At 70.7% G+C, this 23649-nt stretch carries 19 protein-coding genes and 1 pseudogene; 11 read left to right on the top strand and 9 right to left on the bottom strand.

Annotation, left to right across the window (positions count from 1 at the left end; translation table 11 throughout):
• Window positions 1–38 precede the first annotated feature (38 nt).
• The 6 genes from ACQP2E_RS09020 to ACQP2E_RS08995 are packed head-to-tail and all read left to right on the top strand — an operon-like array spanning window position 39 to window position 6014.
• Window positions 39–1019, top strand: coding sequence for a 3-oxoacyl-ACP synthase III family protein (locus ACQP2E_RS09020; RefSeq protein ID WP_433829748.1), 981 nt, complete (start codon window positions 39–41; stop codon window positions 1017–1019).
• Window positions 1016–1756 (top strand): glycosyltransferase family 2 protein, encoded by a 741-nt coding sequence (locus ACQP2E_RS09015; RefSeq protein ID WP_433829746.1) that lies wholly within the window; start codon window positions 1016–1018, stop codon window positions 1754–1756. Before ACQP2E_RS09020 ends, ACQP2E_RS09015 begins: the two co-directional genes overlap by 4 nt.
• Window positions 1753–3219, top strand: coding sequence for a class I adenylate-forming enzyme family protein (locus ACQP2E_RS09010; RefSeq protein ID WP_433829744.1), 1467 nt, complete (start codon window positions 1753–1755; stop codon window positions 3217–3219). The genes ACQP2E_RS09015 and ACQP2E_RS09010 overlap by 4 nt, the downstream gene beginning before the upstream one ends.
• Window positions 3216–3980, top strand: coding sequence for a glycosyltransferase family 2 protein (locus ACQP2E_RS09005; RefSeq protein ID WP_433829742.1), 765 nt, complete (start codon window positions 3216–3218; stop codon window positions 3978–3980). Before ACQP2E_RS09010 ends, ACQP2E_RS09005 begins: the two co-directional genes overlap by 4 nt.
• Window positions 3977–5059, top strand: coding sequence for a cytochrome P450 (locus ACQP2E_RS09000; RefSeq protein ID WP_433829740.1), 1083 nt, complete (start codon window positions 3977–3979; stop codon window positions 5057–5059). The genes ACQP2E_RS09005 and ACQP2E_RS09000 overlap by 4 nt, the downstream gene beginning before the upstream one ends.
• A gap of 31 nt (window positions 5060–5090) precedes the next feature.
• A complete protein-coding gene (locus ACQP2E_RS08995; protein WP_433829738.1) occupies window positions 5091–6014 on the top strand; it encodes an NAD-dependent epimerase/dehydratase family protein in 924 nt (307 codons plus the stop codon).
• Window positions 6015–6027: 13 nt separating this feature from the next.
• On the opposite strand, the gene ACQP2E_RS08990 is transcribed toward ACQP2E_RS08995, so the two are convergent.
• The gene (locus ACQP2E_RS08990; protein ID WP_433829736.1) at window positions 6028–6465 is read right to left on the bottom strand and encodes a chemotaxis protein CheW; all 438 of its coding nucleotides are present in this window, start codon (window positions 6463–6465) and stop codon (window positions 6028–6030) included.
• A 100-nt stretch (window positions 6466–6565) separates the two neighbouring features.
• Entirely contained in the window at window positions 6566–7756 is a 1191-nt protein-coding gene (locus ACQP2E_RS08985) for an amidohydrolase (RefSeq protein WP_433829734.1), read from the bottom strand.
• A gap of 258 nt (window positions 7757–8014) precedes the next feature.
• Here ACQP2E_RS08985 and ACQP2E_RS08980 point away from each other — a divergent pair.
• A pseudogene (locus ACQP2E_RS08980) lies at window positions 8015–8347 on the top strand (GtrA family protein); the annotation flags it as partial.
• Window positions 8348–8600: 253 nt separating this feature from the next.
• Here ACQP2E_RS08980 and ACQP2E_RS08975 read toward each other — a convergent pair.
• The 4 genes from ACQP2E_RS08975 to ACQP2E_RS08960 all read right to left on the bottom strand — a co-directional run bounded on the left by ACQP2E_RS08975 (window position 8601) and on the right by ACQP2E_RS08960 (window position 14648).
• A complete protein-coding gene (locus tag ACQP2E_RS08975) occupies window positions 8601–9170 on the bottom strand; it encodes a TetR family transcriptional regulator (protein ID WP_433829732.1) in 570 nt (189 codons plus the stop codon).
• 105 nt (window positions 9171–9275) lie between these two features.
• Window positions 9276–10724 carry a hypothetical protein gene (locus ACQP2E_RS08970; protein WP_433829730.1) on the bottom strand — a complete coding sequence of 483 codons (1449 nt, stop codon included), beginning with the start codon at window positions 10722–10724 and terminating at the stop codon, window positions 9276–9278.
• A 137-nt stretch (window positions 10725–10861) separates the two neighbouring features.
• On the bottom strand, window positions 10862–12610 hold the full coding sequence (ctaD, locus tag ACQP2E_RS08965) for an aa3-type cytochrome oxidase subunit I (protein ID WP_433829728.1): 1749 nt from the start codon (window positions 12608–12610) through the stop codon (window positions 10862–10864).
• 607 nt (window positions 12611–13217) lie between these two features.
• On the bottom strand, window positions 13218–14648 hold the full coding sequence (locus tag ACQP2E_RS08960) for a DNA polymerase IV (protein WP_433829726.1): 1431 nt from the start codon (window positions 14646–14648) through the stop codon (window positions 13218–13220).
• A 179-nt stretch (window positions 14649–14827) separates the two neighbouring features.
• On the opposite strand from ACQP2E_RS08960, the gene ACQP2E_RS08955 reads away from it, so the two are divergent.
• Complete coding sequence (locus ACQP2E_RS08955) at window positions 14828–16924, top strand: sigma-70 family RNA polymerase sigma factor (protein WP_433829724.1); 2097 nt, start codon at window positions 14828–14830, stop codon at window positions 16922–16924.
• Between the two features lie 28 nt (window positions 16925–16952).
• Here ACQP2E_RS08955 and ACQP2E_RS08950 read toward each other — a convergent pair whose 3' ends face one another.
• Window positions 16953–17438 (bottom strand): hypothetical protein, encoded by a 486-nt coding sequence (locus tag ACQP2E_RS08950; protein ID WP_433829721.1) that lies wholly within the window; start codon window positions 17436–17438, stop codon window positions 16953–16955.
• Between the two features lie 233 nt (window positions 17439–17671).
• Here ACQP2E_RS08950 and ACQP2E_RS08945 point away from each other — a divergent pair, with 233 nt between their 5' ends.
• Complete coding sequence (locus tag ACQP2E_RS08945; protein ID WP_433829718.1) at window positions 17672–18913, top strand: NYN domain-containing protein; 1242 nt, start codon at window positions 17672–17674, stop codon at window positions 18911–18913.
• A 20-nt stretch (window positions 18914–18933) separates the two neighbouring features.
• Here the strand turns inward: ACQP2E_RS08945 and ACQP2E_RS08940 are convergent, their stop codons facing one another.
• Window positions 18934–19545: a TetR/AcrR family transcriptional regulator gene (locus tag ACQP2E_RS08940; protein ID WP_433829717.1), complete on the bottom strand. Its 612-nt coding sequence runs from the start codon at window positions 19543–19545 to the stop codon at window positions 18934–18936.
• A gap of 128 nt (window positions 19546–19673) precedes the next feature.
• On the opposite strand from ACQP2E_RS08940, the gene ACQP2E_RS08935 reads away from it, so the two are divergent.
• Window positions 19674–21896, top strand: coding sequence for a glycoside hydrolase family 3 C-terminal domain-containing protein (locus ACQP2E_RS08935; RefSeq protein WP_433829716.1), 2223 nt, complete (start codon window positions 19674–19676; stop codon window positions 21894–21896).
• A 759-nt stretch (window positions 21897–22655) separates the two neighbouring features.
• Here the strand turns inward: ACQP2E_RS08935 and ACQP2E_RS08930 are convergent.
• Window positions 22656–23030 carry a response regulator transcription factor gene (locus ACQP2E_RS08930; protein WP_433829715.1) on the bottom strand — a complete coding sequence of 125 codons (375 nt, stop codon included), beginning with the start codon at window positions 23028–23030 and terminating at the stop codon, window positions 22656–22658.
• Between the two features lie 217 nt (window positions 23031–23247).
• Between ACQP2E_RS08930 and ACQP2E_RS08925 the strand changes: the two genes are divergently transcribed.
• A complete protein-coding gene (locus ACQP2E_RS08925) occupies window positions 23248–23478 on the top strand; it encodes a hypothetical protein (protein WP_433829711.1) in 231 nt (76 codons plus the stop codon).
• The last annotated feature ends 171 nt before the right edge of the window (window positions 23479–23649 follow it).

Genomic DNA, 23649 nt, shown 5'->3' with positions numbered 1-23649 from the left:
TAACCCCCTGAAAGAACTGACGGGGGTTGGCGCACCAGATGCGGGTCGGCATAACCGGGGTGGGCTCATACCTCCCGGAGCACGAAGTAACCACGGCCGACCTGCAGCGACAGGTCTCGGCACGGCTTCCGCGCGGCCTGTTCGCCCGGCTCACCGGCATCGAGCGGCGCCGGATCGCGGCCGCCGACGAGTACGCGTCGACCCTGGGCCTGCACGCCGCCCGAACCGCCCTGCACAGCGCCGACCTCGACCCGCTCGACATCGACCTGCTGCTGTTCGCCTCGGCCAGCCGCGACATGGTGGAACCGGCCACCGCGCACATCCTGCAGGCCTCGCTCGGCAGCCGGGCGCACGCGCTCGACGTCACCAACGCCTGCAACAGCTTCGTGAACGGCATCGACCTGGCCCGCTCGATGATCCTGGCCGGCCGGGCCCGGCGTGCCCTGGTCGTCACCGGCGAGACGCCGTCGCGGGCGATGCGCCTCACCGCTGACCTGGCCGAGGCGCGGCGGTCGTTCGCCGGCTACACGTTCGGCGATGCCGGCGCCGCAGTCGTGCTGGAGCCGGTCGAGCGTGGCGGCATCCTGGACATCGACTCCGAGACGTACTCCGAGCACTGGACGGCCGGCGGCATCCCGGGCGGCGGCTCCCGGCATCCGCGCGGCGACGAGCACACCTATTTCGCCGGCGACGGCCACCGGCTGCGCGGCGTCTTCGAGAAGGTCGGCGCCGGCATCCTCGACCGGGTACGCAGCCGCACCGGTTTCGAGCACACCGATTACGCCAAGATTCTCGTGCATCAGGTGACGCTGCCGTACCTCGACCGGTTCGTCGAGGTCACCGGCGTGCCACGGGACAGGCTGGAGATCACCGTGACCGGACTCGGCAACATGGCCAGCGCGACCATCGGGGTGCAGCTGGCCCGGGTCCACCCCGATCTCAAGCCCGGTGACCGGGTGCTGCTGGTCGGGCTCGGTGGCGGCGTCAGCCTGATGACGATGGTCTGGGAGCGGTCGTGAGCACGCGGCTCTGGGTGGTCGTTCCGGCGTACAACGAGGCGGCCCGGATCACCGCCACCCTGTACGCCCTGGCGGCGCAGACCGACACGGCGTTCACCCTGCTGGTCGTGGACAACGGATCCACCGACACGACGGCCGAGGCGGTGTGCGCCTTCATGGGGTGCGCGCCCTTCGAGACCCATGTGCTCACCGAGCCGGAAAAGGGTGTCGGGTGTGCGGTCGACACCGGGTTCCGGCATGCCATCGCGGCGGGGGCCGAGCTGATCGTGCGTACCGACGCGGACTGCATCCCGCGACCCGGCTGGGTGGCCGCGGCGCGTGCGGCGCTGGACGGCGGCGCCGAGATGGTCTGCGGCCGGATCACCGCCCGCCGCGACGAGCACGGACCCGCCGGCCGGGCATTCTTCGCCGGGCTGGTCACGCTGGCCGCGCTCTTCGGCCGGCTGCGCCCGGCACACCACGGCGGCGAATACCTGGCGCCGTACCGGATGCACGCCGGCAACAACATGGCGATCACGGCGCGTCTCTACGAGGCGTGCGGCGGCATGCCCCGGCGCCCGTCACCCACCGACCGCCTCTTCCTGAACCGGGTACGCCGGACCACCGCGTCGATCGTCCACAGCAGAACGATGGTCGTGGAGAACTCGACGCGGCGGATCAAGGCGTACGGCGTTCTGGCGACCGCGAAGTGGTACCTCGACCGCGGCAGCGGCCCGCTCACCCCGGATCCGCGATGACTCTCGACGCGCTGAACGCCGGCCTGCGGCCCGGCGACGACACCCCCGCGCTGATCACCGGCCGTCGTACGCTCACCCGTGGCGATCTCGCCGAGCTGCGCGATCGGTACGCGGCCGCGCTGCACGCACACGGCCTGCGCGCCGGTGACACCCTCGGCGTCGCGGTGCGTCCCGGGCCACGGGCTTTGGCGACGTTGCTCAGCGCGTACAAAATCGGTCTGCGGGTCGCCGTGCTGGACCCGAACGCCGGGCCTGACGTGCTCACCGCCCGGCTCGCGCTGGCGCGACCGAGATTGATCGTCGCGGACGCGGCCGCGCAAGCGGTCGCGAGCTGGGCCGCACCCCTCGCCCGCCGCGCCGGCCTCGCCCTGCCAGATCTCGCCTCGCTGGCGCCCACCGTGACCGTGGGTCGGCGTCTGCCCGGGTCAGCGCCGTCGCTGGAGTTGGTGACCGGGACGGCGAAGACGTTCGACGGTGACGGCGACGCGGTCGTCATCTTCACCTCGGGCACCACCAGCAGCCCGCGGGCCGTTGTGCACACGCGCTCCGGCCTGTCCAACAGTCTGCAAGCGGTGACCGACCTGGTTCAGCCCCGCCCCGGTGTGCCGGTCATCGGCGGCACGTTCTTCGTGATGCTGCCGACGCTCGCCGCCGGTGCGCCGGCCGCCCTGCCGGCCCGCCGTTCACTGTCCCGGCAGATCACCCGCCTGCGCCCGCAGGCGATCTACCTGACGCCGCCGCGGCTGCGGGCCGCGCTGGACGCCGGCGTGCGCTTCACCGGTCGCGTCTACAGTGGCTCGGCGCCGGTGACCGCGCGGCTGCTGAGCCGGGTACGCGAAGCCGGGGCGGATCAGGCCTGGTGCGTCTACGCATTGACCGAGGTGTTCCCGGCCGCGGCCGTCGAGGCGACCGCGAAAACGGCGTTCACGGAGAGCGGAGACGAGACCGGAGTCGAGACCGGTGACCTGGTCGGCGACCTGTTGCCGGGCGTGCGCGCCCGCCTCGACGACGCCGGGGAGCTGCATCTCGCGGGCGCCGGCGTCTGCGAACGATACCTGGGCGCCGAGCCGCACGAATGGGTCGCGACCGGCGACCTGGCACGCCTCGACGACCGCCGCGTCGTCCTCGCCGGCCGCCGCAAGGACATGATCCTGCGCCGCGCCGAGAACATCTATCCCGGCCTCTACGAACCATCCCTGCACGTACCGGGCGTCTCCCTCGCCGTCCTGGTCGGCGTCCCGGCCGGCGACGGCGACGAAACCCTTGTCGCCCTGATCGAAACCGGTCTGCGCGCCGATCAGCCCGCCGTCCGCGCGGCGTTGCGCGAGCCCCTCGACCGGATGGGCGCCGCCAGGCCCGACCACATCATCCTCACCAAGATCCCGCTCTCCGGCCGTTCCCAGAAACCCGACCGGGTCGCGGCGGCGAGACTCGCCGCCGGCCTTCTTGGGGTACGGGAATGAGCACACCGAGTCTCGCGGTGATCGTGCCCGCGTTCAACGAGGCCGGGTCGATCGGCGACACCCTGGCGGCGCTCGCTGCCCAGTCCGACACCGGGTTCCGCCTCGTGGTCGTCGACAACGCGTCCACCGACGACACCGCCCTGGTGGTGAGCCGCTTCGCCGCAACGTCCCGGTTCCCGGTGGAGCTCGTCACCGAGCCGTCCCCGGGCGCCGGAACCGCTGCCGACACCGGTTTCCGGCACGCGATCGCCACCGGCGCCACCATGCTGGCCCGCACCGACGCCGACTGCCGGCCGGCCGTGGACTGGGTGGCGACCGCTCGTGCGTACCTGGAAAGCGGCGCCGACATGGTCTGCGGCCGCAGTGTCCCCCGCCGTGACGAGCAGCCGTCCTGGATGGAGCGTGTCGTCTTCCCCGGCGCGGTACGGCTGGCCGCGGTCTACGGCCGATATCGGCGGGCTCACCGTGATCCCGCGTTCCGCACGCCGTACGTCCTGGTGCACGGCCACAACCTGGCGATGACCGCCTGGCTGTACCTGAGCTGCGGCGGCACCGAACGCGAACCGCTGGAGTCGGGCGCCGAGGACGTCACCCTGCTCAACCGGGCGAGACGCCACACCGATCGGATAGTCCGCGCCGAGGATCTGGTGGTCGAGTCCAGCCTGCGCCGGCTGCGAGCGTGGGGCCCGAAACGAACCCTGCTCTGGCACTGGGACCGGCGCTGGCGCCCGCCGGCAGCGGCCGCGGTGCACATCCGATGACCCGTTCGTCCGCCATCCGCCGGGCCCGCCGTCGTGACCGGCGGGTCTATCTCAGCAGCCATCCCGTTCTGTTCGCGCTGCTCGCCGCCGTCCGTCGCCGCCCGGCGACTCGGATCGGCAGCACGGTGATCGCGAACTCCCGGGCCGCTTTCCTCGACGGGCTGCTCCGGGTACCGCTGGACCGGACCGCCGAGGGCACCACCGGCGGCGCGGCGGGCCGGCTGACCGGCGGCGGCCTGCTTTTCGACCAGGAGGGCGACGACCACCGCGCCACCCGCCGCGACCTGGCCGATTCGCTGAGCGCCGAGGGCGTGGCGCGCCTCCGTCCGATCTGGACCGGTCTGCTGGACGAACGCCTCGCCCCACTGGCGGCAGGCCACCCGATCGATCTGGTGGACATCGCCGCCGACATTGCCGGAACAACCACCGCCGCCATGCTGGGTCTCACCGTCGACGGCCGCGAACTGGCAGCGGCCGCCCGAGCCGCCGCAGCGGCCGGAGCCCGGGACCATCTGCCGGGCATCCCCCGCCCGGGCGCCCGCCGGGCAGCCGAGGCCGCGGCCACCCACCTCAACAACCTGATCAGCGGAGGCGGCGGGATGGCGGCCATGCTCGCGGTGGCCGCGATCAACACGACCGTCGCCGCTCTCCCCCGCGCCGCGGCCTGGTGTGCCGACGCGGACCTCTGGCGCTACCCGGAAACCGCCCTGGAATCCCTGGTCACCGAGCTGCTGCGAGCCACCAGCCCGACGCCGCTCCTGCCCCGGGTAGCCGCCGAGCCAGGCACCGTCGCCGGCTGCCCGATCCGAGCCGGCGACCGCCTCGTCCTGGTGTCCAGGCACGCCGTCGACGCCCACCGCACCGACCCGAACCCGGCCGATCCGGCGCCGCCGGCCGTGGCTCAACTGGTTTTCGGCGTCGGCCCGCACGCCTGCCCCGGCGCCCGCCTGGCCCGTGCCCAGATGGCCGACACGTTGGCGGCGCTGGCTCCTCACCGACCGAAAGTGGTCACTGCCAAAGCGGACCGGCACAGCGCCCTGCCCGGCTGGTCCTCGCTGATCCTGGCTCCCACTCGATGACCGGCTCCCACTCGATGACCGGCTCACTTCGATGACCGGCTCACTTCGGGGACTGCGGATCGCGGTCACCGGCGCGAGCGGCTTCTGCGGCAGCGCGGTGGCGATTGCCGCCGCCGACGCCGGCGCCACGGTGGTCTGCCTGGGCCGGCGACCGGGGCCGACCGGCGAGCACCGTTACTGGGACGCCACGCGTACCGCACCCGATCTGACCGGAACCGATCTCGTGCTGCATCTCGCCGCAGCCGTCGGTGACCCACCGCCAGGCCGCGCAGCCGAGGCAACGTTCCACGCTGTGAACGTGGCGGGCACCGCCCGCCTGCTCCAAGCCACCGGAACCCGCACGCTGATCTGGGTGAGCAGCGCCAGCGTCTACGCCACCCCGACCACGCCGGGGCCCATCCACGAGGATCACCCGCTCGGCGGCATGACCGCTTATGGTCGCACCAAGGCCGCCGGTGAACGTCTCGCCGCAGCGGCCGGCGCCGTGATCCTGCGGCCGCGCGCGGTTTACGGCCCCGGCGACCCGCACCTGCTGCCCCGCCTGCGCCGAGCCGTCCGCGGCGGCCGCGTCCTGCTACCCGGACCGGACATCCCGCTCAGTCTGACGGCCGTGGAGAACCTCGCCGACGCGTGCCTGGCTGCCCGAAACTGGACACCCGGCGCCTACAACGTCGCGGACGCACCCGTTTACCGGCGCGACGAGATCGTCAGCGCGGCCTGCGGCGTACCGGTCCAGCACCTGCCGATCACCCTGGCCCGCGCGGCCGCGAGGGCCTCAGCCATGATCGCGCGCCGCACCCGCCGCGCACCGGCCCTTTCCCGGTACGCGTTGGAACAGCTGACCGTTCCGGTGGTCCTGGACACGTCCCGAGCCCGAGCGCGGGACTGGACCCCGGCCCGGACCTTCCACGACTTCCTGACCGGACCCCGGCCCGGACCTTCCGCGACTTCCTGACCGGACCCGATCCTTAGGCCGAGACGCGGCCGGTGTTCACGCACTCGGCGACGTCCAGCACCAGCAGCAGCCGGCCTTCGGTCTTGTACGCGCCGGTGACCAGCGCCCGGGACGGCCCGGTCAGCGTCGCCGGCGGCTCCTCGAACAACTCCGCGTCCAGGTCGGCGACCTGTCCGATGCGGTCCACCAGCAGGCTCACCGGCTCGTCGCCGTACCGCACGATCACGTTCATCACCAGACCGGACATGTCCCGGCGCGGCAACCCGAACTGCACACGCAGGTCCACCGCGGCGATCACCTGGCCGCGCAGGTTGAACAGCCCTCCGACCGCGTTCGGCGCCAGCGGCACCGGCGTGTACTCGCTGTACGACAGCACTTCCTGCACGGCGTCCACGTCCACGCCGAAGAACTGACCGGCAACCTCGAAGGTGACGAACTGACGACTGGACATATGTGGCTCCCCGGGGGTTCATGACCACCGGGCGACTTGCCACGACGGATTACCAGGCTCATCGGGCGATCGGCCGCCCGAGCCGAGTGCTCCAGTGTGATCAATCGGGTGCGGATCGGTGGCTGGCTCTCAGTGCCACGTACCCCGCCCGTCTCCCCGCGTCCCTGGCCAGGTCGATACCCACTCTGGCCAGCAGATTCGCGCCGTCGATCGCGGCCTCGTCGGCCGCGGCGGAGCGGGCGGACACCGCGAACTCGCGCGTGTGTGCTGTCGCGGTGGCACCCCGCAGCCCGATCATCGGGTGCATCGACGGAATCACGTGACTGATATTGCCCATGTCCGTCGAGGCGCTGTTGAAGCCGGGCGGGAGCGCCACTGCCGTCCGGCCGAAATCGGGCAGGTGCGCGCCGTAGGACCCGATCAGCCACGGGTCGTTGCGCAGCTCAAGGTAGTCCGGCCCGGCCTGCTGGAACGACACCTCGGCCCCGGTCGCCAGCGCCCCGGCCCGGAAGCAGTCATGTACCCGCTGCCGCAGCACGTCCAGCTTGTCGGCGTCGGGAGCGCGCACCTCGTAATCCAGCACCGCCAGCTCCGGAATGATGTTGGTGACCGACCCGCCGTGACGGATAAATCCGGCGACGCGGCTCGACGGCGGCACCTGCTGGCGCAGCAGACCGATCGCCACCTGTGCCACCACGGCCGCGTCCGCCGCGTTCACCCCGTCCCACGGCGCACCCGCCGCATGGGCCGGATGTCCGCGATAGGTCACGCCGAACCGGCTGCACGCCTGGCTGCTGTCCCGAGCGCCTGCCGCGTCGATCGACCCGGGGTGCGCCATCATCGCCACCGTGACGTCGTCGAACACACCACGGTCCAGCAGCAGCTGCTTGCCGCCACCACTCTCCTCGGCCGGCGTACCGATCAGTTTGACCCGGAACCCGTACCGATCGGCCGCCGCCCGGAGCCCGATCGCCGCGCCCGCCGCGATCGCGCAGATGATGTTGTGGCCGCAGCCGTGACCGATTTCGGGCAGCGCGTCGTACTCCGCGCACACCCCGATCGTCAGCTCGCCCTCGCCGTGCACGGCGGTGAGCGCGGTCGGCAGATCACCGGCGCCTTCGGTGACCTTGAACCCGGCTGACCGCATCAGCTCAGCCAGCTTGGCGGCCGAAGCCTGCTCAGCGAAGGCCACCTCCGGCTCGTCGTGCAGGCTGTGGCTGAGATTGATCAGTTGCTCCTGCCACTCGGCGATTGCGGCGCCGGCCGTGCCGTACCACCTGCTCGCGCTCATCCGCTCTCCCTCCGGCGTTCGCTATGTACCCGCGCGGCCCGCCCCACGTCTGTCCGATCACAGACAGGTTGCAGTGTTGCTACGCCCGAGGCACACCATCTCCGCGGACACCACCCTTGAGCAGCCAAAACATCAAACTCAAATGATCAAGAGTCGAGGGTACGCGTAAGCCTCGTCACGCCGTCAACAACGTTGACAGGTGCCGTCAACGTTGTTGACACTACGACGGTAAACATCGCTGTCCGAAAGCGTTCAGTCATGCCACGGCTCGCCACACTGCCCCGCCAGCTGCTCTGGTTCATGCTGGTGGGCGCGCTCAGCACGGTTCTGCAGACCCTCGTCTACGTGTCCGTGCGTTTTGCCGTACCGGCGACCTGGGCGAGCTGGATCGCCCTTCTCGCGATCACGCCGTTGAACACCGAGGCGCACCGGCGGGTCACCTTCAACGTGAAGACCTCGGCGGTCGGCCGGCTGCACTGGGAGGCCGGCCTCACGTCGGTCGCCGTGTACCTGGCGAATCTCGTTGTCGCCCCGCGGTTCGCCGGGATCGCCGGCCCGAACCCGAACTCCCTGGAAGAGGCGCTGATACTGGCGCTCACCGGGAGCCTGATCGGCGGCCTGCGATATGTCCTGCTGCGCGGCTGGGTCTTCGCCCAGCACCGCCACCAGGAGGCGGCCCAGGACGAGCCGGCCCAGGACGAGCCGGCACAGGATGCCGATTTTCGCGACCCGCGGCCGGCAGCCACGCCGAGCACGCCCATCTCATCGGGCGGCAAACCGGCCTCATCGGGCGACAAGCTGGCCTCATCGCGCGACAAACCGGCGAAGGTGCACCGGGCCGGGCTCAGGCTTCTCCGGCGACGGGGTCGGCACTGTCTAGCAGCCGCTGGATCGCGTCTCCGTACAGCGCGACGATCGCCGGCCGGTCGGCGCAGCTCAGCACCGGATCAGCGACCAGCCAGTACGCGTTGATCAGCCCGGCGAACTGGGCCGCCACAAGCCGGGCCCGCAGCTCGGGGTAGGAACCACCGATCCGGTCGGCGAGCGGACCGACGAACACGTCGTGCATCGAGGCCCGCAGTTTCTCCTTGATCTCCGGGCGGTCCGACGCGGTCAGCATCGCGCGGTAGACCCCGGCGGCCGGGGTGTCCGAGGCCCGGAGCACGAACCGGACCAGCTCCCGCCCGATCGACTCGATCGGCCCGGCCAGGATCCTCGGCAGCTCCTGGGAGACCGAGATGGTCGCGAGGAAGAGGCCTTCCTTGGATCCGAAGTGGCGAATCACCAGGGCAGGGTCACACCCAGCGACGGCGGCGATGCCACGCACCGTAGTGCCCGAGTAACCATCGCGGACGAAAAGCTCGGTCGCCGCCCGATGGATCGAGTCCCGGGACGGGATGTTCTGCGGCAGCACGATCCCATCCTAGGTAACGAACGGAACGGCCAGTAAGGGCTGAGGCCCCGGCCGGTCCGGGCTGGATGCCGGACCGGCCGGGGTACGCGCCACCGGAGCAGAGCATCAGCTCCCCGAGGCGCTCCGGCGGCGACGGCCCAGGAGCAACGCGACCGCTCCGAACAGCACCAGCGCGATTCCCCCGATACCGAGCACAGCCACGTTGGCGCCGGTCAGGGCGAGCGCGCCGCCGCCCGTACCCCCGCCGCTCGGAAGAGGCTCGCCCAGCGCGACCGGCTTGACCGAGGCCGACGGCGAAGCCGAGGCCGAGCGGGAAGCCGGCGCGGACGGAGCGGGCGAGGACGGACGGGTGACCGCGGGTGAGGATGCCGACGGTGACGGCGACGGGGTGTAACCGTCGTGGCCGCGATCGCGCGGCGGCTTCACGGCTTCCGGAGCGCACGCGGCGACCGAGAGGAATCCGAGGGCGAGGTCGAGCACGTGAGCCTTGCCGATCTTCACCTCGACGCGGAGCGAGGCGGCCTCGGCGCTGACGGTGCGCTTGCCGATGTCCGAAGTGGCCCGCCCGAGGGAGAGCCGGACCTCGAGAGCGGAGGTCTTGTGCTGACCGATTCCGCCTCCCAGGCCGAGTGCGTCGGCCTCCCCGGCGAGGCTCAGCGAGACGTCGGCGCCGGCATCTTCGAGGGTGCTCACCGACTTGCCGCCGGAGCTGATCTCCAGCACGGCCGGACGGTAGTCGACAGTGGACTTCTTCGGGTCACTCGCGGCGACGACCTCCAGCGTCGGCTGGTTGACCACCTTGATGCCGATCTCGTGCTCGGTGCCGGCGAAAAGGCTCAGGTCACCGAGGGCGACACCGGCGCCGGCGCGGACGCCGACCTGCCCGTGCTTCAGCCGGACGAGATCGGTCGCGCTCTGGGTGGAGCCGCTCGGACCGATTTTGAGCAGGCTGGTGTTGCGCGACGCGTGGGTCAGGTGGTCGATGACGCTGAGCACCGGAACACCGTGCGTGCCGCCGAGCACCGAGAGCCCGGCGAGCATTGTCGCCGACCGGGTGAGCGGTCCGGTCTTGCCGCACCGGTACGCGTCCTCCCAGGTGGCCTCGGCCGTGGCGGTGCCGGCGCTGACGGTCGCGAGCCCGGCGATGTCGGCCGTGGCGAGGTCGACGCTGGCCGGCCCCTTGCTGCGCGGCGCCGTGGAGATCGCGGACGCCTGACCGCCGGAGATGCCGAGCAGCTTCGCATCGGCGTACCGGGCGGAGGCGACCGTCTTGTGTGGCTTGCCCTTGCTGTCCGCCTCACCGCGGGAGGAAGCGAGCCGGACGTCGGCGAGCGACGGCAGGTCCCGGTGCAGCGGTCCCGGATCGAGGACCGTGATCTTGGCGAGGTCGGCCTGCGAACGGGCGGTGAACCGGCCGGCAGTGCAGTCCGTCGTCGCTGCCGCTGCCGCAGCGGGCACCGCCGGAACGGCGAGTGCGACCACGACGGCGGCTGCTGCGGACTGGGCCGCACTCCGTCGGCGGGGCAGGGGGATGTGGCGGCGAGCGATCGGCATGTGGTGCGTCCCTCCGGGTGGGGAAGATGTCCGATCTCTCATCGCAATGCACCCTTTGTGAGCTACGGCAGGCTCAGGGACCACTCACCATGAGCGCATAGCGGCGAAAGGGACAGACCATCGCATCACCGTCGGAATCAACGATCCGATCGGTCCTCCGGATAGCTCGCCCCACCCGTGGATTCCTCGGTCAGCGGGCGGGCGCCACCCTCTGGCGGTCCCGCCTCCGACTGTTCACCGGCCGCTAGCTGCGGGAACTTGGCGTCGAACGCCGGGCGCTCGGAACGGATCCGCGGCATCCGATCGAAATTCCGCAAGGGCGGAGGGCTTGAAGTAGCCCACTCGAGTGAGTTGCCGTGGCCCCACGGGTCGTCCGCGGTCACCACCGGGCCCGCTTTGTACGACTTCCACACGTTGTAGATGAACGGCAGCGTTGCGACTCCGAGGATGAACGCGCCGATCGTGGAGAGCATGTTCAGGAAGGTGAAGCCGTCGCTCTCCAGGTAGTCCGCGTACCGCCGTGGCATGCCTTCGGCGCCCAGCCAGTGCTGCACCAGGAACGTCATGTGGAAGCCGATGAAGGTCAGCCAGAAGTGCAGCTTGGCGAGGCGCTCGTCGAGCATTCGGCCGAACATCTTCGGGAACCAGAAGTAGATGCCGGAGAAGACCGCGAACACGATCGTCCCGAACAGCACGTAGTGGAAGTGGGCCACCACGAAGTAGCTGTCGTGCACATGGAAGTCGACCGGCGGCGACGCGAGCAGCACCCCGGTCAGGCCGCCGAGCAGGAACGTGACCATGAACCCGATCGCCCACAGCATCGGCGACTCGAAGCTGAGCTGCCCGCGCCACATGGTGCCGATCCAGACGAAGAACTTCATCCCGGTCGGGATCGCGATGAGGTAGCTGAGCAGGCTGAAGAACGGCAGCAACACCTGGCCGGTGCCGAACATGTGGTGTGCCCACACGCTCATCGACAACGTCGTGATCAGGATGGTGGCGGCGACAAGCGTCTTGTAACCGAAGACCGGCTTGCGACTGAAGACCGGGATGACCTCGGTGACGATGCCGAAGAACGGCAGCGCGATGATGTAGACCTCGGGGTGCCCGAAGAACCAGAACAGATGCTGCCAGAGCATCGGCCCGCCGGTCTCCACATTGAAGACCTGCGCGCCGAGGACCCGGTCGGCGGCCAGAGCGAAGAGCGTTGCCGCCAGGAACGGGAAGACCATCACCACCAGCACGCTGGTGAGCAGGATGTTCCACGTCATGATCGGCATCCGGAACATGGTCATGCCGGGAGCGCGCAGACAGATGATCGTGGTGATCATGTTGACCGCGCCGAGGATGGTGCCGAGACCGGAAATGGCCAGCCCGACCACCCACATGTTGCCGCCGACACCCGGCGAGTGCTGACCGCCGCTCAGCGGTGTGTACGCCGTCCAGCCGAAGTCGGCAGCGCCGCCCGGGGTGAGGAAGCCGCCCACCGCGATCAGCCCGCCGAACAGGTACAGCCAGTACGCGAACGCGTTAAGCCTCGGGAACGCCACGTCCGGCGCGCCGATCTGGATCGGGACCACGAAGTTCGCGAACGCGAAGACGATCGGCGTCGCGAACAGCAGCAGCATGATCGTGCCGTGCATGGTGAAGAGCTGGTTGTACTGCTCCGGGGAGAGGAACTGCATGCCTGGCCGGGCCAGCTCGGCGCGCATCATCAGCGCCATCAGGCCACCCACCACGAAATAGGCGAAGGCGGTGATCAGGTAAAGGATCCCGATCTGCTTCGCGTCGGTGGTGCGGATGGTGCGGGCCAGCCAGGAGCCGCGGATCTGACGCCGCACCGGCCACGGCCGGGTCTGCACAGGACGAGGCGCAACAGCGGTCATCGAAATGTCCTCCCGGACTGTTCGTACTCCGCGGTGCGCGCCTTGCCAACCCGGCCACATTCACCGGCAGGGATCAACCCCCTGCGCCATGCACCATCCGCACAACCCGGCCCGCCATCCCGCCAAGGCCACCGTCCCCCCACCGCGCCGCGCACCGCCCTGTCGGCCCCGCCCATTGACGCGCGCCCTGAAATCAACACGCTGCAGCGACTCTCCCGCGCAGTGATGGCTGGTCGCTTGGGCCGCGGTCTGGTCGGAGGTGAGTCGCAGCGGCGCCGCCTGCAGTGCCGGGCGGCCTGCGGTTAGCGTGGTGCGGCGGTCTGTCTTTGGTCGCGCTGAGCGGCGGGGCGGCGGTCTGTCTTTGGTCGCGCTGAGCGGCGGGCCGCCGGCCTAGCTTGGTCGCGCTGAGTGTTGGGTTGATGGCCGTCGCGGCGAATCTTGGTAATCGGTGGTGCCTGGAGGCACTGCGATGCTCCACACAACGGCGACCGGGCGGCGTTGCTGTGACAGCGAGTAACAATCTGCGGCCGGAAGACGCCAAGATCTGTAAGTGTCCAGTGTGTGCCACACCGTACCGACGAAATGCGCTGACAGCCGGTCAGCGTGTTTAGGCGGCAGGCTCTGTCCAGTCCGGTGGGTCGGCGGTGTGCAGCAGCGGATCGTCCACGGCGAACGTGCGCACCGGGCCGGGCAGGGTGCGCGGACCCTCGAACCGGACGGTCACCCGGCCCAGGCCACTCCCCCAGACCCAGCCGGCGCCATGCTCCTCGTGCCGCACGTCCTGTCCCGGCCGCCACACCCGCGAACCGGCCTCGCTGGCGGCCGGGACCGGCGCCGGCTCGGGCTCCGCCGCCGGCAACGGCGGCTCGATCAGCGTTTGCGGCTCCGGGGAGAACCGCTCGCTCTGCCGGCCCGGGGAGAACAACTCGCCCTGGGAGAACAACTCGCCCTGGGAGAACAACTCGTCCAGGGAGAACAGCTCGTCCTGCGCGAAGTCGGCAAGCGTCGACACGCCCACACCGAGCAGCCGGACGCCGCCCGTCGTGTTCACCTCGGCCAGCAGTCGCCGGGCCAGCTGCGCGACCAGGCGGCCGTCGTCGGTCGGCTGGTCGCGGGTCAGGGCCCGGGTCACCGTCGTGAAGTCCGGATGCCGGACCTTGATGTTGACGGTCCGGCCGCTGAGCCCGCTGTCGCGCAGGCGGCCGGCGACCCGGGCGGAGAGCAGGTCGAGCTCCCGCTGCAGGCGCACCGGGTCGGTGAGGTCGACGTCGAACGTCTCCTCGGCGGACACCGACTTGGCCTCGCGCTCGCTGACGACGGCACGGTTGTCCTCGGCGCGGGCCAGCCGGAACAAGCCGTTGCCGTGTGCCACCCCGAACCAGTCGACCAGGTCGGCGAGCGGGACCGCGGCGAGCTGGCCGACCGTGCGTACCCCGGAGCGGTGCAGGCGTTGCTCGGTCGCGGGACCGACACCGCCGAGCGCGCCCACCGCCAGGGGGTGCAGGAGCGTGAGCTCCTCGCCTGCCGGGACCACCGTCAGGCCGTCGGGTTTGTGCAGCTCGGAGCCGATCTTGGCGAGGAGCTTGGAGGAGGCGACGCCGACCGAGCCGGTCACGCCGCCGGTGGCCTCGGCGATCTCGCGTTTGAGGCGCAGCGCGAGCTCGGTGACGCCGCGCGGTGAGAGGTCGTGGCCTCCGGCGGCCAAGTCGAGGTACGCCTCGTCGATGCTCACCTGCTCGACGAGCGGCGTCAGCCCGGTGAGCAGCTCCATCACCACCTGACTGGTCCGCTTGTAGGCCGCGAAGCGGGGTGAGAGATAGGCCGTCCCGGACGGCAAGCGCCGCCGGGCCTGGGCCATCGGCATGGCCGAGCGCACACCGAAGACCCTCGCCTCATAGGACGCGGTGGACACCACACCCCGGCCCGCGACCCCGCCGACAACCACGGGCTTGCCGCGCAGCGACACCTTGTCGCGCTGCTCGACCGCCGCGAACATCGCGTCGAGGTCGACGTGCAGAATGCTCGGCTCGCCCCTCACGACCCGCAGCCTATGCCGGGGGTACGACAACAAACGCCTGCCGACCAGGCCCTTCCCGGATATAAGCGGCGGCCTCGCTTTACAGCGCCGGAAAAGCTGTGCCACGATACGGCTCGATCTCACGATATTACAGCGAGTGAGCAGCGAAACGGCCGAGGACCAGCAGCGAAGGACGTGCGGTGACGGAGAGTAAGATCGCGACCGCACCGGATAGCGCTCTTGTCCGTGCCGCGCAGGGTGGCAGCGTCGGCGCGCTCGACCAGCTGATCACCGCGCACCTGCCGCTGATCTACAACATCATCGGCCGGGCTCTGAACGGGCACCCGGACGTCGACGACCTGGTGCAGGACACCATGCTCCAGGCCATCCGCAGCCTGCGCTCGCTGCGTGACCCTGACCGGTTCCGTTCGTGGCTGGTGGCGATCGCGTACCGGCGGGTGCAGATGTACCTGCGGTCGCGAAAGATGACACTGACCCGCCGCCACCCGGAACCGGTCGACGTGCCCGACCCGCTCGGGGACTTCGCCGAGCGGACCACCGCCGAGCTGGTCGTCGCCGAGCAGCGCCGGGAACTCGCCGAAGCCGGCCGCTGGCTCGAAGAAAGCGACCGTGAGCTGCTCGGACTCTGGTGGCAGGAGGCCCGGGGAGACCTGAGCCGGGCCGAGCTGGCCGCCGCGCTCGCGGTGAAGCCGAAACACGCCGCGGTCCGGGTGCAGCGGATGAAGGCGCAGCTCGACCTGGCGCGCGGCATCGTGCGGGCGCTGCGTGCCCGGCCGATGTGCCCGGAGCTGTCGGACACGATCCGGTTCTGGGACAGGTCCGCCGACTCGCTGTGGCGCAAGCGCCTGTCCCGGCACGTGCGCGACTGCCCGAAATGCCATGTCCACCAGACCGGTATGGTCGCGCCGGAACGGCTGCTGCTCGGCGCCGTGCTGTTGCCGGTGCCGGCTGCGCTCACCGCAGCCGTGCACGCCGCGTTGCAGGCCGGCGGTCCGGCCGCCGCCCCGCCGGTGGCGATGAGCCTGGTCGCGCTGGTGCAGAACAAAGCGCTGGTGGCGGCCACGGCGGTGACCGTGGCGGCGGGTGGCGGATTTGCCTATGCGGTGCTGTACCAGCCCGCCGAGCCGGTGACGCCGGCGGCTGTGGCTCCGCTGCCGGTGATCACGCCGTCCGCGCAGGTCCCGGCGTCGGCCCGGCCGTCTTCGTCACCCAGCGCCAGTTCCCGTCCCAGCTCGGCCGCGCCCGTGCAGAGCGCGGCCGACATCTATGTCGCGCCGAACGGCTCGGACGATGGTGACGGCAGCGCCGGCCGGCCCTACGCGTCGATCGCCAAGGCGGTCGCGGTCGTGAAACCGGGTCAGACGATCGCTCTACGCGGTGGCACCTACCGGCCGACCAGCCCGATTTCGATCACCACGAGCGGCACCGCGGCGAAGCGCGTCACGCTCACCGGTTACGCCGGCGAACGCGCGGTGATCGACGCCTCCGGCATTCCCGCCGACAAATGGGCGATCACCCAGGAGTCGTCGTACTGGACGGTCCGGGACCTGGAGATCACCGGGGCGCTCAATCAGGCGTACACCTGCCTGGCCTGCACGAACACCGTCTTCCAGCGGCTCTCGGTGCACGGCAGCGGTAGCTCCGGGCTGATGCTGCGCGACGACGGCACGGCCGCGAACCAGGTCCTGGACAGCGACTTCTACGACAACCGGGGCTCCGGCCTCGCGGTCCAGTTCGGCAACGGCGACGGCAACCGGTTGCGCGGCAACCGGGCGTTCCGCAACGGCGGCGACGGCGTCAACCTGGGCGCCTTCGACTCGGCCGTCACGGTCGAGTACACCTGGTCGTTCGGCAACGGCGCGAACGGATTCGCGCTCGGCGGCGGCACTCCGGCCAGCACCGCCGCGCACCGCGTACGGCACAGCGCGGCCTGGGGCAACAACGGTCACGGGTTCGTCGACGAGGGCAACACCGCGGCGATCGAACTGGGCAACAACACGGCGTACCGCAACACTGGCCTCGGCTTCGCGATGACCACGGCGCCGGCGATCCTGCGGCTCAACGTGGCGATCCGCAACGACCAGGGCGAGTTCTCGCTGTCGTCGGGCGGCAAGGCGAACAACAACTCCTGGCAGGACTCCGGCTGGTCAGAATCGGACTTCCGATCCACCGACCCGTCATCCGCCGAAGGCTCCCGCAGCGCCGGCGGCGGCCTGCCCGGCACGACATACCTCGCCACCACCGACGGATCCGGCGCCTCGATGTCCGGCCGCTGATCTTCGTTGTTGACAGCAAAGACCCTGCTCAGCTCACGCTGAGCGTCTCCGGGATCGCCCAGCCGGGGTACGGGTCATCGGCCGGCTCCGGCATCGGAGCACCCGCCGCGGTCGCCCGGAGCAGCAGCGATGTGCCGTCGGCCGCGACGATCCGCAGGCCACGGGGTGCCTTGCCGCGCGCGTCGGACGGGCCGAGACCGTCCAGTGCCACCAGCTGCCAGCTGCTCAGCCCGGCCGGGCGGGCCGCGTCGAGCAGCAGGCAGACCAGCACGGCGATCCGGTCCGGCCGGGCCGGCCACGGCAGCACGGCCGGCGTGGACAGGGCGTTCTCCCCGGTCCAGATCGCACCCCAGAGGTACGCCTCGGCGCCGCTGACGCACCGCACCCGCACGCCGGCCGGGGATGGGCCGCCGGCGGCCTGGTCGGTTCCGTACCGATGGATCGACTCGATCTCGGGGTGACCGCATCCGGTCAGCAGCCGCTCGATGACGTCGAGAACCTCGCCGAGTCGCACCGGCCGCTCCGTTCGTGTCCTGGGTTTCGCCCAGTCGGGTCCTGGGTTTCGCCCAGTCGGGTCCTGGGTTTCGCCCAGTCGGATCCTGGATCTCGCCCAGTCAACGACGGTTCCGCCGGCTTGGGTCGCCCGCTGTGTGCGATTTCGGCGATGGCACGGTCGCGTCACGCTCGGGGCACGCATCTCGGCGCGATCCGAGGCACGAGCAGGCCAGGCACGGTAGGTTCACGGACATGGCCCGGGTACGCGCGGCTCTCTATCTCGACTTCGACAACGTGTTCAGTGGCCTGATCAAACAGGACCCTGACGTGGCCATCCGGTTCGCCAAGGAGCCGGCCGCATGGCTGGCCCGGCTGACCGCCTCGCTGACCGTGGACGGCCCGCGCCGCTGGCTCGTGGTCCGCTGTTACATGAACCCGGGCGGCTGGGTGCCGAACCCGGACCCGGCGGCCAGCCCGCCACGCCTCTACTACTCCCAGTTCCGGCCGTTCTTCGTGAACGCCGGCTTCGAGGTGATCGACTGCCCGAGGCTGACGCACACGAAGAACGCGGCGGACATCCGGATGGTGGTGGACGCCGTCGACGCGCTGGCCGACCCGGTCGTCTACGAGGAGTTCGTGATCGCTTCGGGGGACTCGGACATGACGCCGCTGCTGGTGCGGTTGCGGCGCTCCGATCGGCGTACCACGATCGTCTCGCCGTCGGACGCCGCGGAGGCGTTCGTGGCCGTCGCCGACCGCCTGATCACCAGCCAGGAGCTGCTCGAACTGGTGCAGGGTGAGCCGGTCGAGACCGACGAGGAGCCGCCCGAGGGCCCGGCCGCGGTGGTCGCCGAGGCGCCGGTCTCCTACGAGCAGTTCCGCGACCTGGTCCGCTGGCGGTACGAGGCGGCGACCGCCCCGCTCAATCTGGCGTCACTCGCGCACGATCTGCGCCGCCAGCTCGGCCCGAGCGTGGACGAGACGAACTGGTTCGGTTTCGGCGGCTTCGTGCGCGGCCTGGAGAGTCTCGGGCTGGCGCACGCGAAGTTCTCCAACCACTTCGTCTGGGACGAGAGCCGGCACGACCCGCCCGAGTCCTCCGGCGGCTCCGGTCCGGCGCCCGAGCCGGTGGGCCGTCTCAGCGCCCTGCTCAGCCTGCCCCGGCTGCCCCGGGAGATGTGGCCGGACGTCTACCAGGCCCTCGCCGAGTACGCGGCCGACCACCACTTCAACCTGACCGAGGCGACCCGGTGGGCCCGCGACCGGCTCGCCGAGAACGGCGTGGACGTGAGCCGCGCCTCGATCGCCTTCGTCACCCGGGGTACGGCGTTCGGCGGGGCCCCGCTCTACCGGCAGCCGCCACCGGTGGCCGAGGAGATCGCCACCGCGTTCGCCGACAACGTGCTGAACCGGGCCGAGGCGGCCTCCATCGCGCTGACCGACGAGGAGTCCGCCGAGGTGCGGGAATGGCTGGGTGCGCCGAAAGAGGCCTGAGGCCTGCTCGGGTTCGGGTCTCACCGACCGGCGAAGAGACTTTCCGCGGCCGACTCCCAGGAGTCGACCAGGTCGATCGACGCCGGGTCACGCAGCCACTGGATCTGGAGGCCGTCCATCATGGCGACCACCTGGCCGGCCAGCCGGGACCGGGCCACCTCGCCGCCCGGCGCGAGGCTCGCCAGCAGCATCAGGGTGTTGCGCTGCCGAGCCTGGAAGTACCCATGCGCCGGGTGGCCGGGCGCCAGCGACTCGGCCTCCAGCACGGCGAACAGCCGGACGATCTCCGGCTGGCCGGCGTTGCGGCGGACCAGTGCTCGGCAGACCTGTCTCAGAGTGATCCCGGCGTCCGGGGTCCAGACCTGGTCGACCGGCACGGCCAGCTCCTCGGCGAGCGTGCGGGTGTCCACCTCGTCGCGGTGTTCCAGGACCGCGATCAGCAGATTGTCCTTGGTGCCGACGTGGTGCAGCAGGCCCGGAACGGTCAGCGCGCAGCCGTCCGCGACGTCCTGCATCGACAGCCCCCAGAAGCCGCGCTCGGCGACCAGACGGGTCGTGACCTCGATGATCTGCCGGCGCCGCTCGGCGGCCGGCAGCCGGGCCCGCTCGCGGCGGATGGGCTGGGTTTTCACAGCGTCTTTCCTACCAGCAACCCCTTGCTCCGCCGGTGCCGGCGGGGCTATGTTTCCAGTTAATTAATACCTAGTAGGTACTCAGTAAGACCTTCTCAAGTACCGCCTCCTCTAGGAGCCTCGATCTCATGACTTCCGAGCTCAGCACCGCCGACCAGGCGGCGATCACCAGCGGCAGCGACTTCTGGCACACCAGCGCGGTCGAGTCCGCCGGGCTGCCCGCGGTCACCGTGACCGACGGCCCGCACGGTGTGCGCATGCAGGCCTCCGGCGGTGACCTGCTCGCCGGCGTCCCGGCCACCTGCTTCCCGCCCGCTGTCGCGAGTGCCTCCACCTGGGATCCCAGCCTGCTGCGCCGGATGGGCGAGGCGCTCGGCGACGAGTGCCGCGCACAGGACGTGGCGGTGCTGCTCGGCCCCGGTGTCAACATCAAGCGCAGCCCGCTCGGCGGGCGTAATTTTGAATACTTCTCCGAGGACCCGATCCTCACCGGCGTCCTCGCCACCGAGTGGGTGCGCGGCCTGCAGAGCAAGGGCGTCGGCGCGTCGCTCAAGCACTTCGCGGTGAACAGCCAGGAGACCGACCGCATGCGGGTCAGCGCCGACGTCGACGAGCGCACGCTGCGCGAGATCTACCTTCGCGCCTTCCACCGGGTCGTCACCCAGGCTCAGCCGTGGACCGTCATGTGCGCCTACAACAAGATCAACGGGGTCTACGCGAGCGAGCACCACTGGCTGCTCACCGAGGTGCTGCGCGACGAGTGGGGCTTCGAGGGCCTGGTCGTCTCCGACTGGGGCGCCGTGGTCGACCGGGTCAAGGCCGTCGCGGCCGGGCTCGACCTGACCATGCCGGGGCCGGACGCCGAGGGGGACGCCGCGCTCGTCGGCGCCGTCGAGGCGGGGCAGCTCGATCCGGCGTTGCTGCGGGTGTCCGCTGAGCGCGTACGAAAGCTGGTCGAGAAGGCCGGGCAGCGCCCGGCGGGAGGTTACGACGCTGCCGCGCACCATGCTCTCGCCCGGGAGATCGCCGGCCGCGCGATCGTGCTGCTGAAGAACGAGGGCGGCCTGCTCCCGCTCGCTGATTCCGGCGTGTCGATCGCGGTGCTCGGCGAGTTCGCCCGCACCCCGCGTTACCAGGGCGGCGGCAGCTCGCAGATCACGCCCACCCAGCTCGACGACGCGCTCACCCAGATCCAGTCGTCGACAAGCGCGGGTGTCACGTTCGCACCGGGTTACCCGGTCGAGGGCACCGAGGCGGACGAGGCTCTGCTGGCCGAGGCCGTCACGGCCGCGCGGGCCAGCGACGTGGCGGTCGTCTTCGTCGGCAGCGTGCACGAGACCGAGGGCGCCGACCGCGACTCGCTCGACCTTCCGGCCTCCCAGCTCGCGCTGATCGAGCGGGTCGCCGCCGCCAACCCCCGGACGATCGTGGTGCTCTCCAACGGCGCGGTCATCGCGACGAAGCCGTGGGACGAGACGGTCCCGGCCCTGGTCGAGGGCTGGCTGCTCGGCCAGGCCGGCGGCAGCGCCATCGCCGACGTGCTCTTCGGCCGGGTCAACCCGTCCGGCCGGCTCGCCGAGACGATCCCGCTGAAGCTCGCCGACCACCCCTCCTACCTGGACTTCCCCGGCGAGAACAGCCACGTACGGTACGGCGAGGGCATCCACGTGGGCTACCGCGGTTTCGACGCCCGCTCGCAGGAGGTGGCGTACCCGTTCGGCTTCGGCCTGTCGTACACCACGTTCAGCTACGGCGCCCCGAGCGCTGTCGCCACCGCGACCGGCATCGAGGTCCGCATCCCGGTCACCAACACCGGCGGCCGCAGCGGGCGCGAGGTCGTGCAGGCCTACGTGTCGCTCCCCGGCTCCTCGGTACGCCGGGCGCCGCGCGAGCTGAAGGCGTTCGCCAGCGCCGAGATCGAGGCCGGGGCGACGGTCGAGGTGGTGCTCACGATCGACCGGGCCGACCTGGCGTACTGGGAGACCCGGCTGGGCCGCTGGGTGGTCGAGGGCGGCGCCTACCAGGTGTCCATCGGGGCCTCGTCCCGTGACATCCGCGCCGAGGTGAGTGTCGACGTCACCGCCGACGACGCCCGGGTGCCGCTGACCGTCGAGTCCAGCGTCGGCGAGTGGTTCGCCGACCCCCGCGGCGCCGAACTGCTGGGCGCCGCTTTCGCCGCCGCGGCAGCCGAGGCCGCCGGCGACGCGGACAGCCCGATGGCCGCCATGGCCGCCGACCCGGCCATGATGATGATGCTGGGAAGCCTGCCGCTGAGCCGGATGGCCGCTTTCCCGGGCAGCCCACTCCACGCCGAGCAGCTGGACAACCTGGTCAAAGAAGCCAACAGCTGACAACACGCGCCGCTGGCGGCTCCCGGCACGCGGGCCGCTGCCCCGCCCGGCGCTTCCCGCCCGGCGCTTCCCGCCCGGCGCGCCGCACGCCCGGCGCTTCCCGCCCGCCCGGCGCTTCCCGCCCCGCTCCGCTTGGCTTGGATCTTGTGGAGTTCCCCGTAGACGTGCTCGCGTAACTCCGCAAGATCGAACAGGCTTGGCCGATCTTGCGGAGTTACGCGCAAACGGTTCGCCGAAGTCCACAAGATCGGTGAAGCACCGCGTTCACCACGTCGAAACGGTGAAGGCTCGCGTTCACCACGTCGAAACGGTGAAGCTCCGTGTTCACCACGGCGGAACTGTGAGGCACCGCGCTGGGCGGACCTTAGAGATCTGTGGGGCATAGGACACCCACGAGTCTTCACGGTCCGGCGCGTCCACCCCGTTGTGGTGGCAGAGCGTCACCACAACGCTTCCAAATCAACCGGATCGACATGCCACGGATGGCCGTCCCGCGAACTCGTGCACTTGTGGTCGATCGGCGGGCCGAACCGCACAAGATCTCCGGGCGGAACCTCGCACCGAGAAACCGCCACGCCACCCCGGCACCCCGGCACCCCCGGTACCCCCGGTACCCCCGGTACCCCCGGCACCCCGGTACCCCGGTACCCCCCCGGCACCCTGGCACCGGGGAACCGCTACCGCTCCACAAATGACGAAGCCCGAGCGGCTTGCATTCGGGCCGGGCTTGCCGAGATCGCGGGTGGGGCGGGGCTCGTTCTATGTGCGGGTTCGGCTCAGTAAGGCCTGGATGCGGGAGACCAGCTCGCGGGGGCTGAACGGCTTCGTCACGTAATCGTCGGCGCCTGCGCTGAAGCCGCCCTCGACGTCCTGTTCCTGGACGCGTGCGGTCAGCATGATGATCAGCATGTCGGCGGTGCTGGCGTCAGCCCGCAGCATTCGGCAGACGTCGATGCCGGAAAGACCTGGCATCGAGACGTCGAGCACGGCAAGGGTCGGATGATGCGCGCGCGCCGTGTCCACGGCGGCCTGCCCGTCCCCGACGGTAATGACCTCCAGACCGGCCTGTTCCAGCTTGAAAGCCACCAGATCGCGGATGTCGGCATCATCGTCGGCCACCAGGACCGTCGTCACGGCAGTTCCCCCCTCGACCCTTTTATTGGACTTTATCGCGTTAAACCTGGCTGGGGGTCGGAACTGCGACCGGCGGCAGGCACGAACAGGGGACGACGCCGGCGCAACTCAGCGGCAACCTGGAGGAGCCGGGGTTGCATCTTCCCGGCGGTGTGCTGGATCAGCCGAACACCGCGGCCGATGAACCGCAGCGCCACCGGATGGCTGGGAGGACCCGATGAACGCACTGCTCGACGACGAACGTTCCGAAGCGCTCTTCGCCTCGGATGTGCAGCGCTCGCAGGAGCCGACGCCGGAGCTGATCCGCGAGGCGGTGACCGCCACGGTGGACCGGCTCGGAGCGACCGGGTGCGCCGAGCGGGTCGCCCAGGAGTTCGGCGAGCACCCGGACTGCGCGATCAACCGGATGAGGTGGGCTCGCAATGCCATCCGACGCGCGTTCGGGTGACTGCTGGCGGTGACCACGGGGGTCGATTGTGCGTACCCTCTGGCGCGCGGAACGCGCGGGCCTTAAGCTTTCCGCCATGCTCGCGAAAATGATGTGGTGGCCCGCCTGACCGGCGGCCCCTTTATCGCGAGCTGAATCAGCTACCGCGGCCGCCTCTCCGAGGCGGCCGTT

The sequence above is a fragment of the Actinoplanes sp. CA-015351 genome (assembly GCF_050955685.1).
Classification (GTDB): domain Bacteria; phylum Actinomycetota; class Actinomycetes; order Mycobacteriales; family Micromonosporaceae; genus Actinoplanes.
The sequence above is the reverse complement of the archived record's forward strand: the minus strand, read 5'-3'. Positions and strand labels throughout refer to the sequence as shown.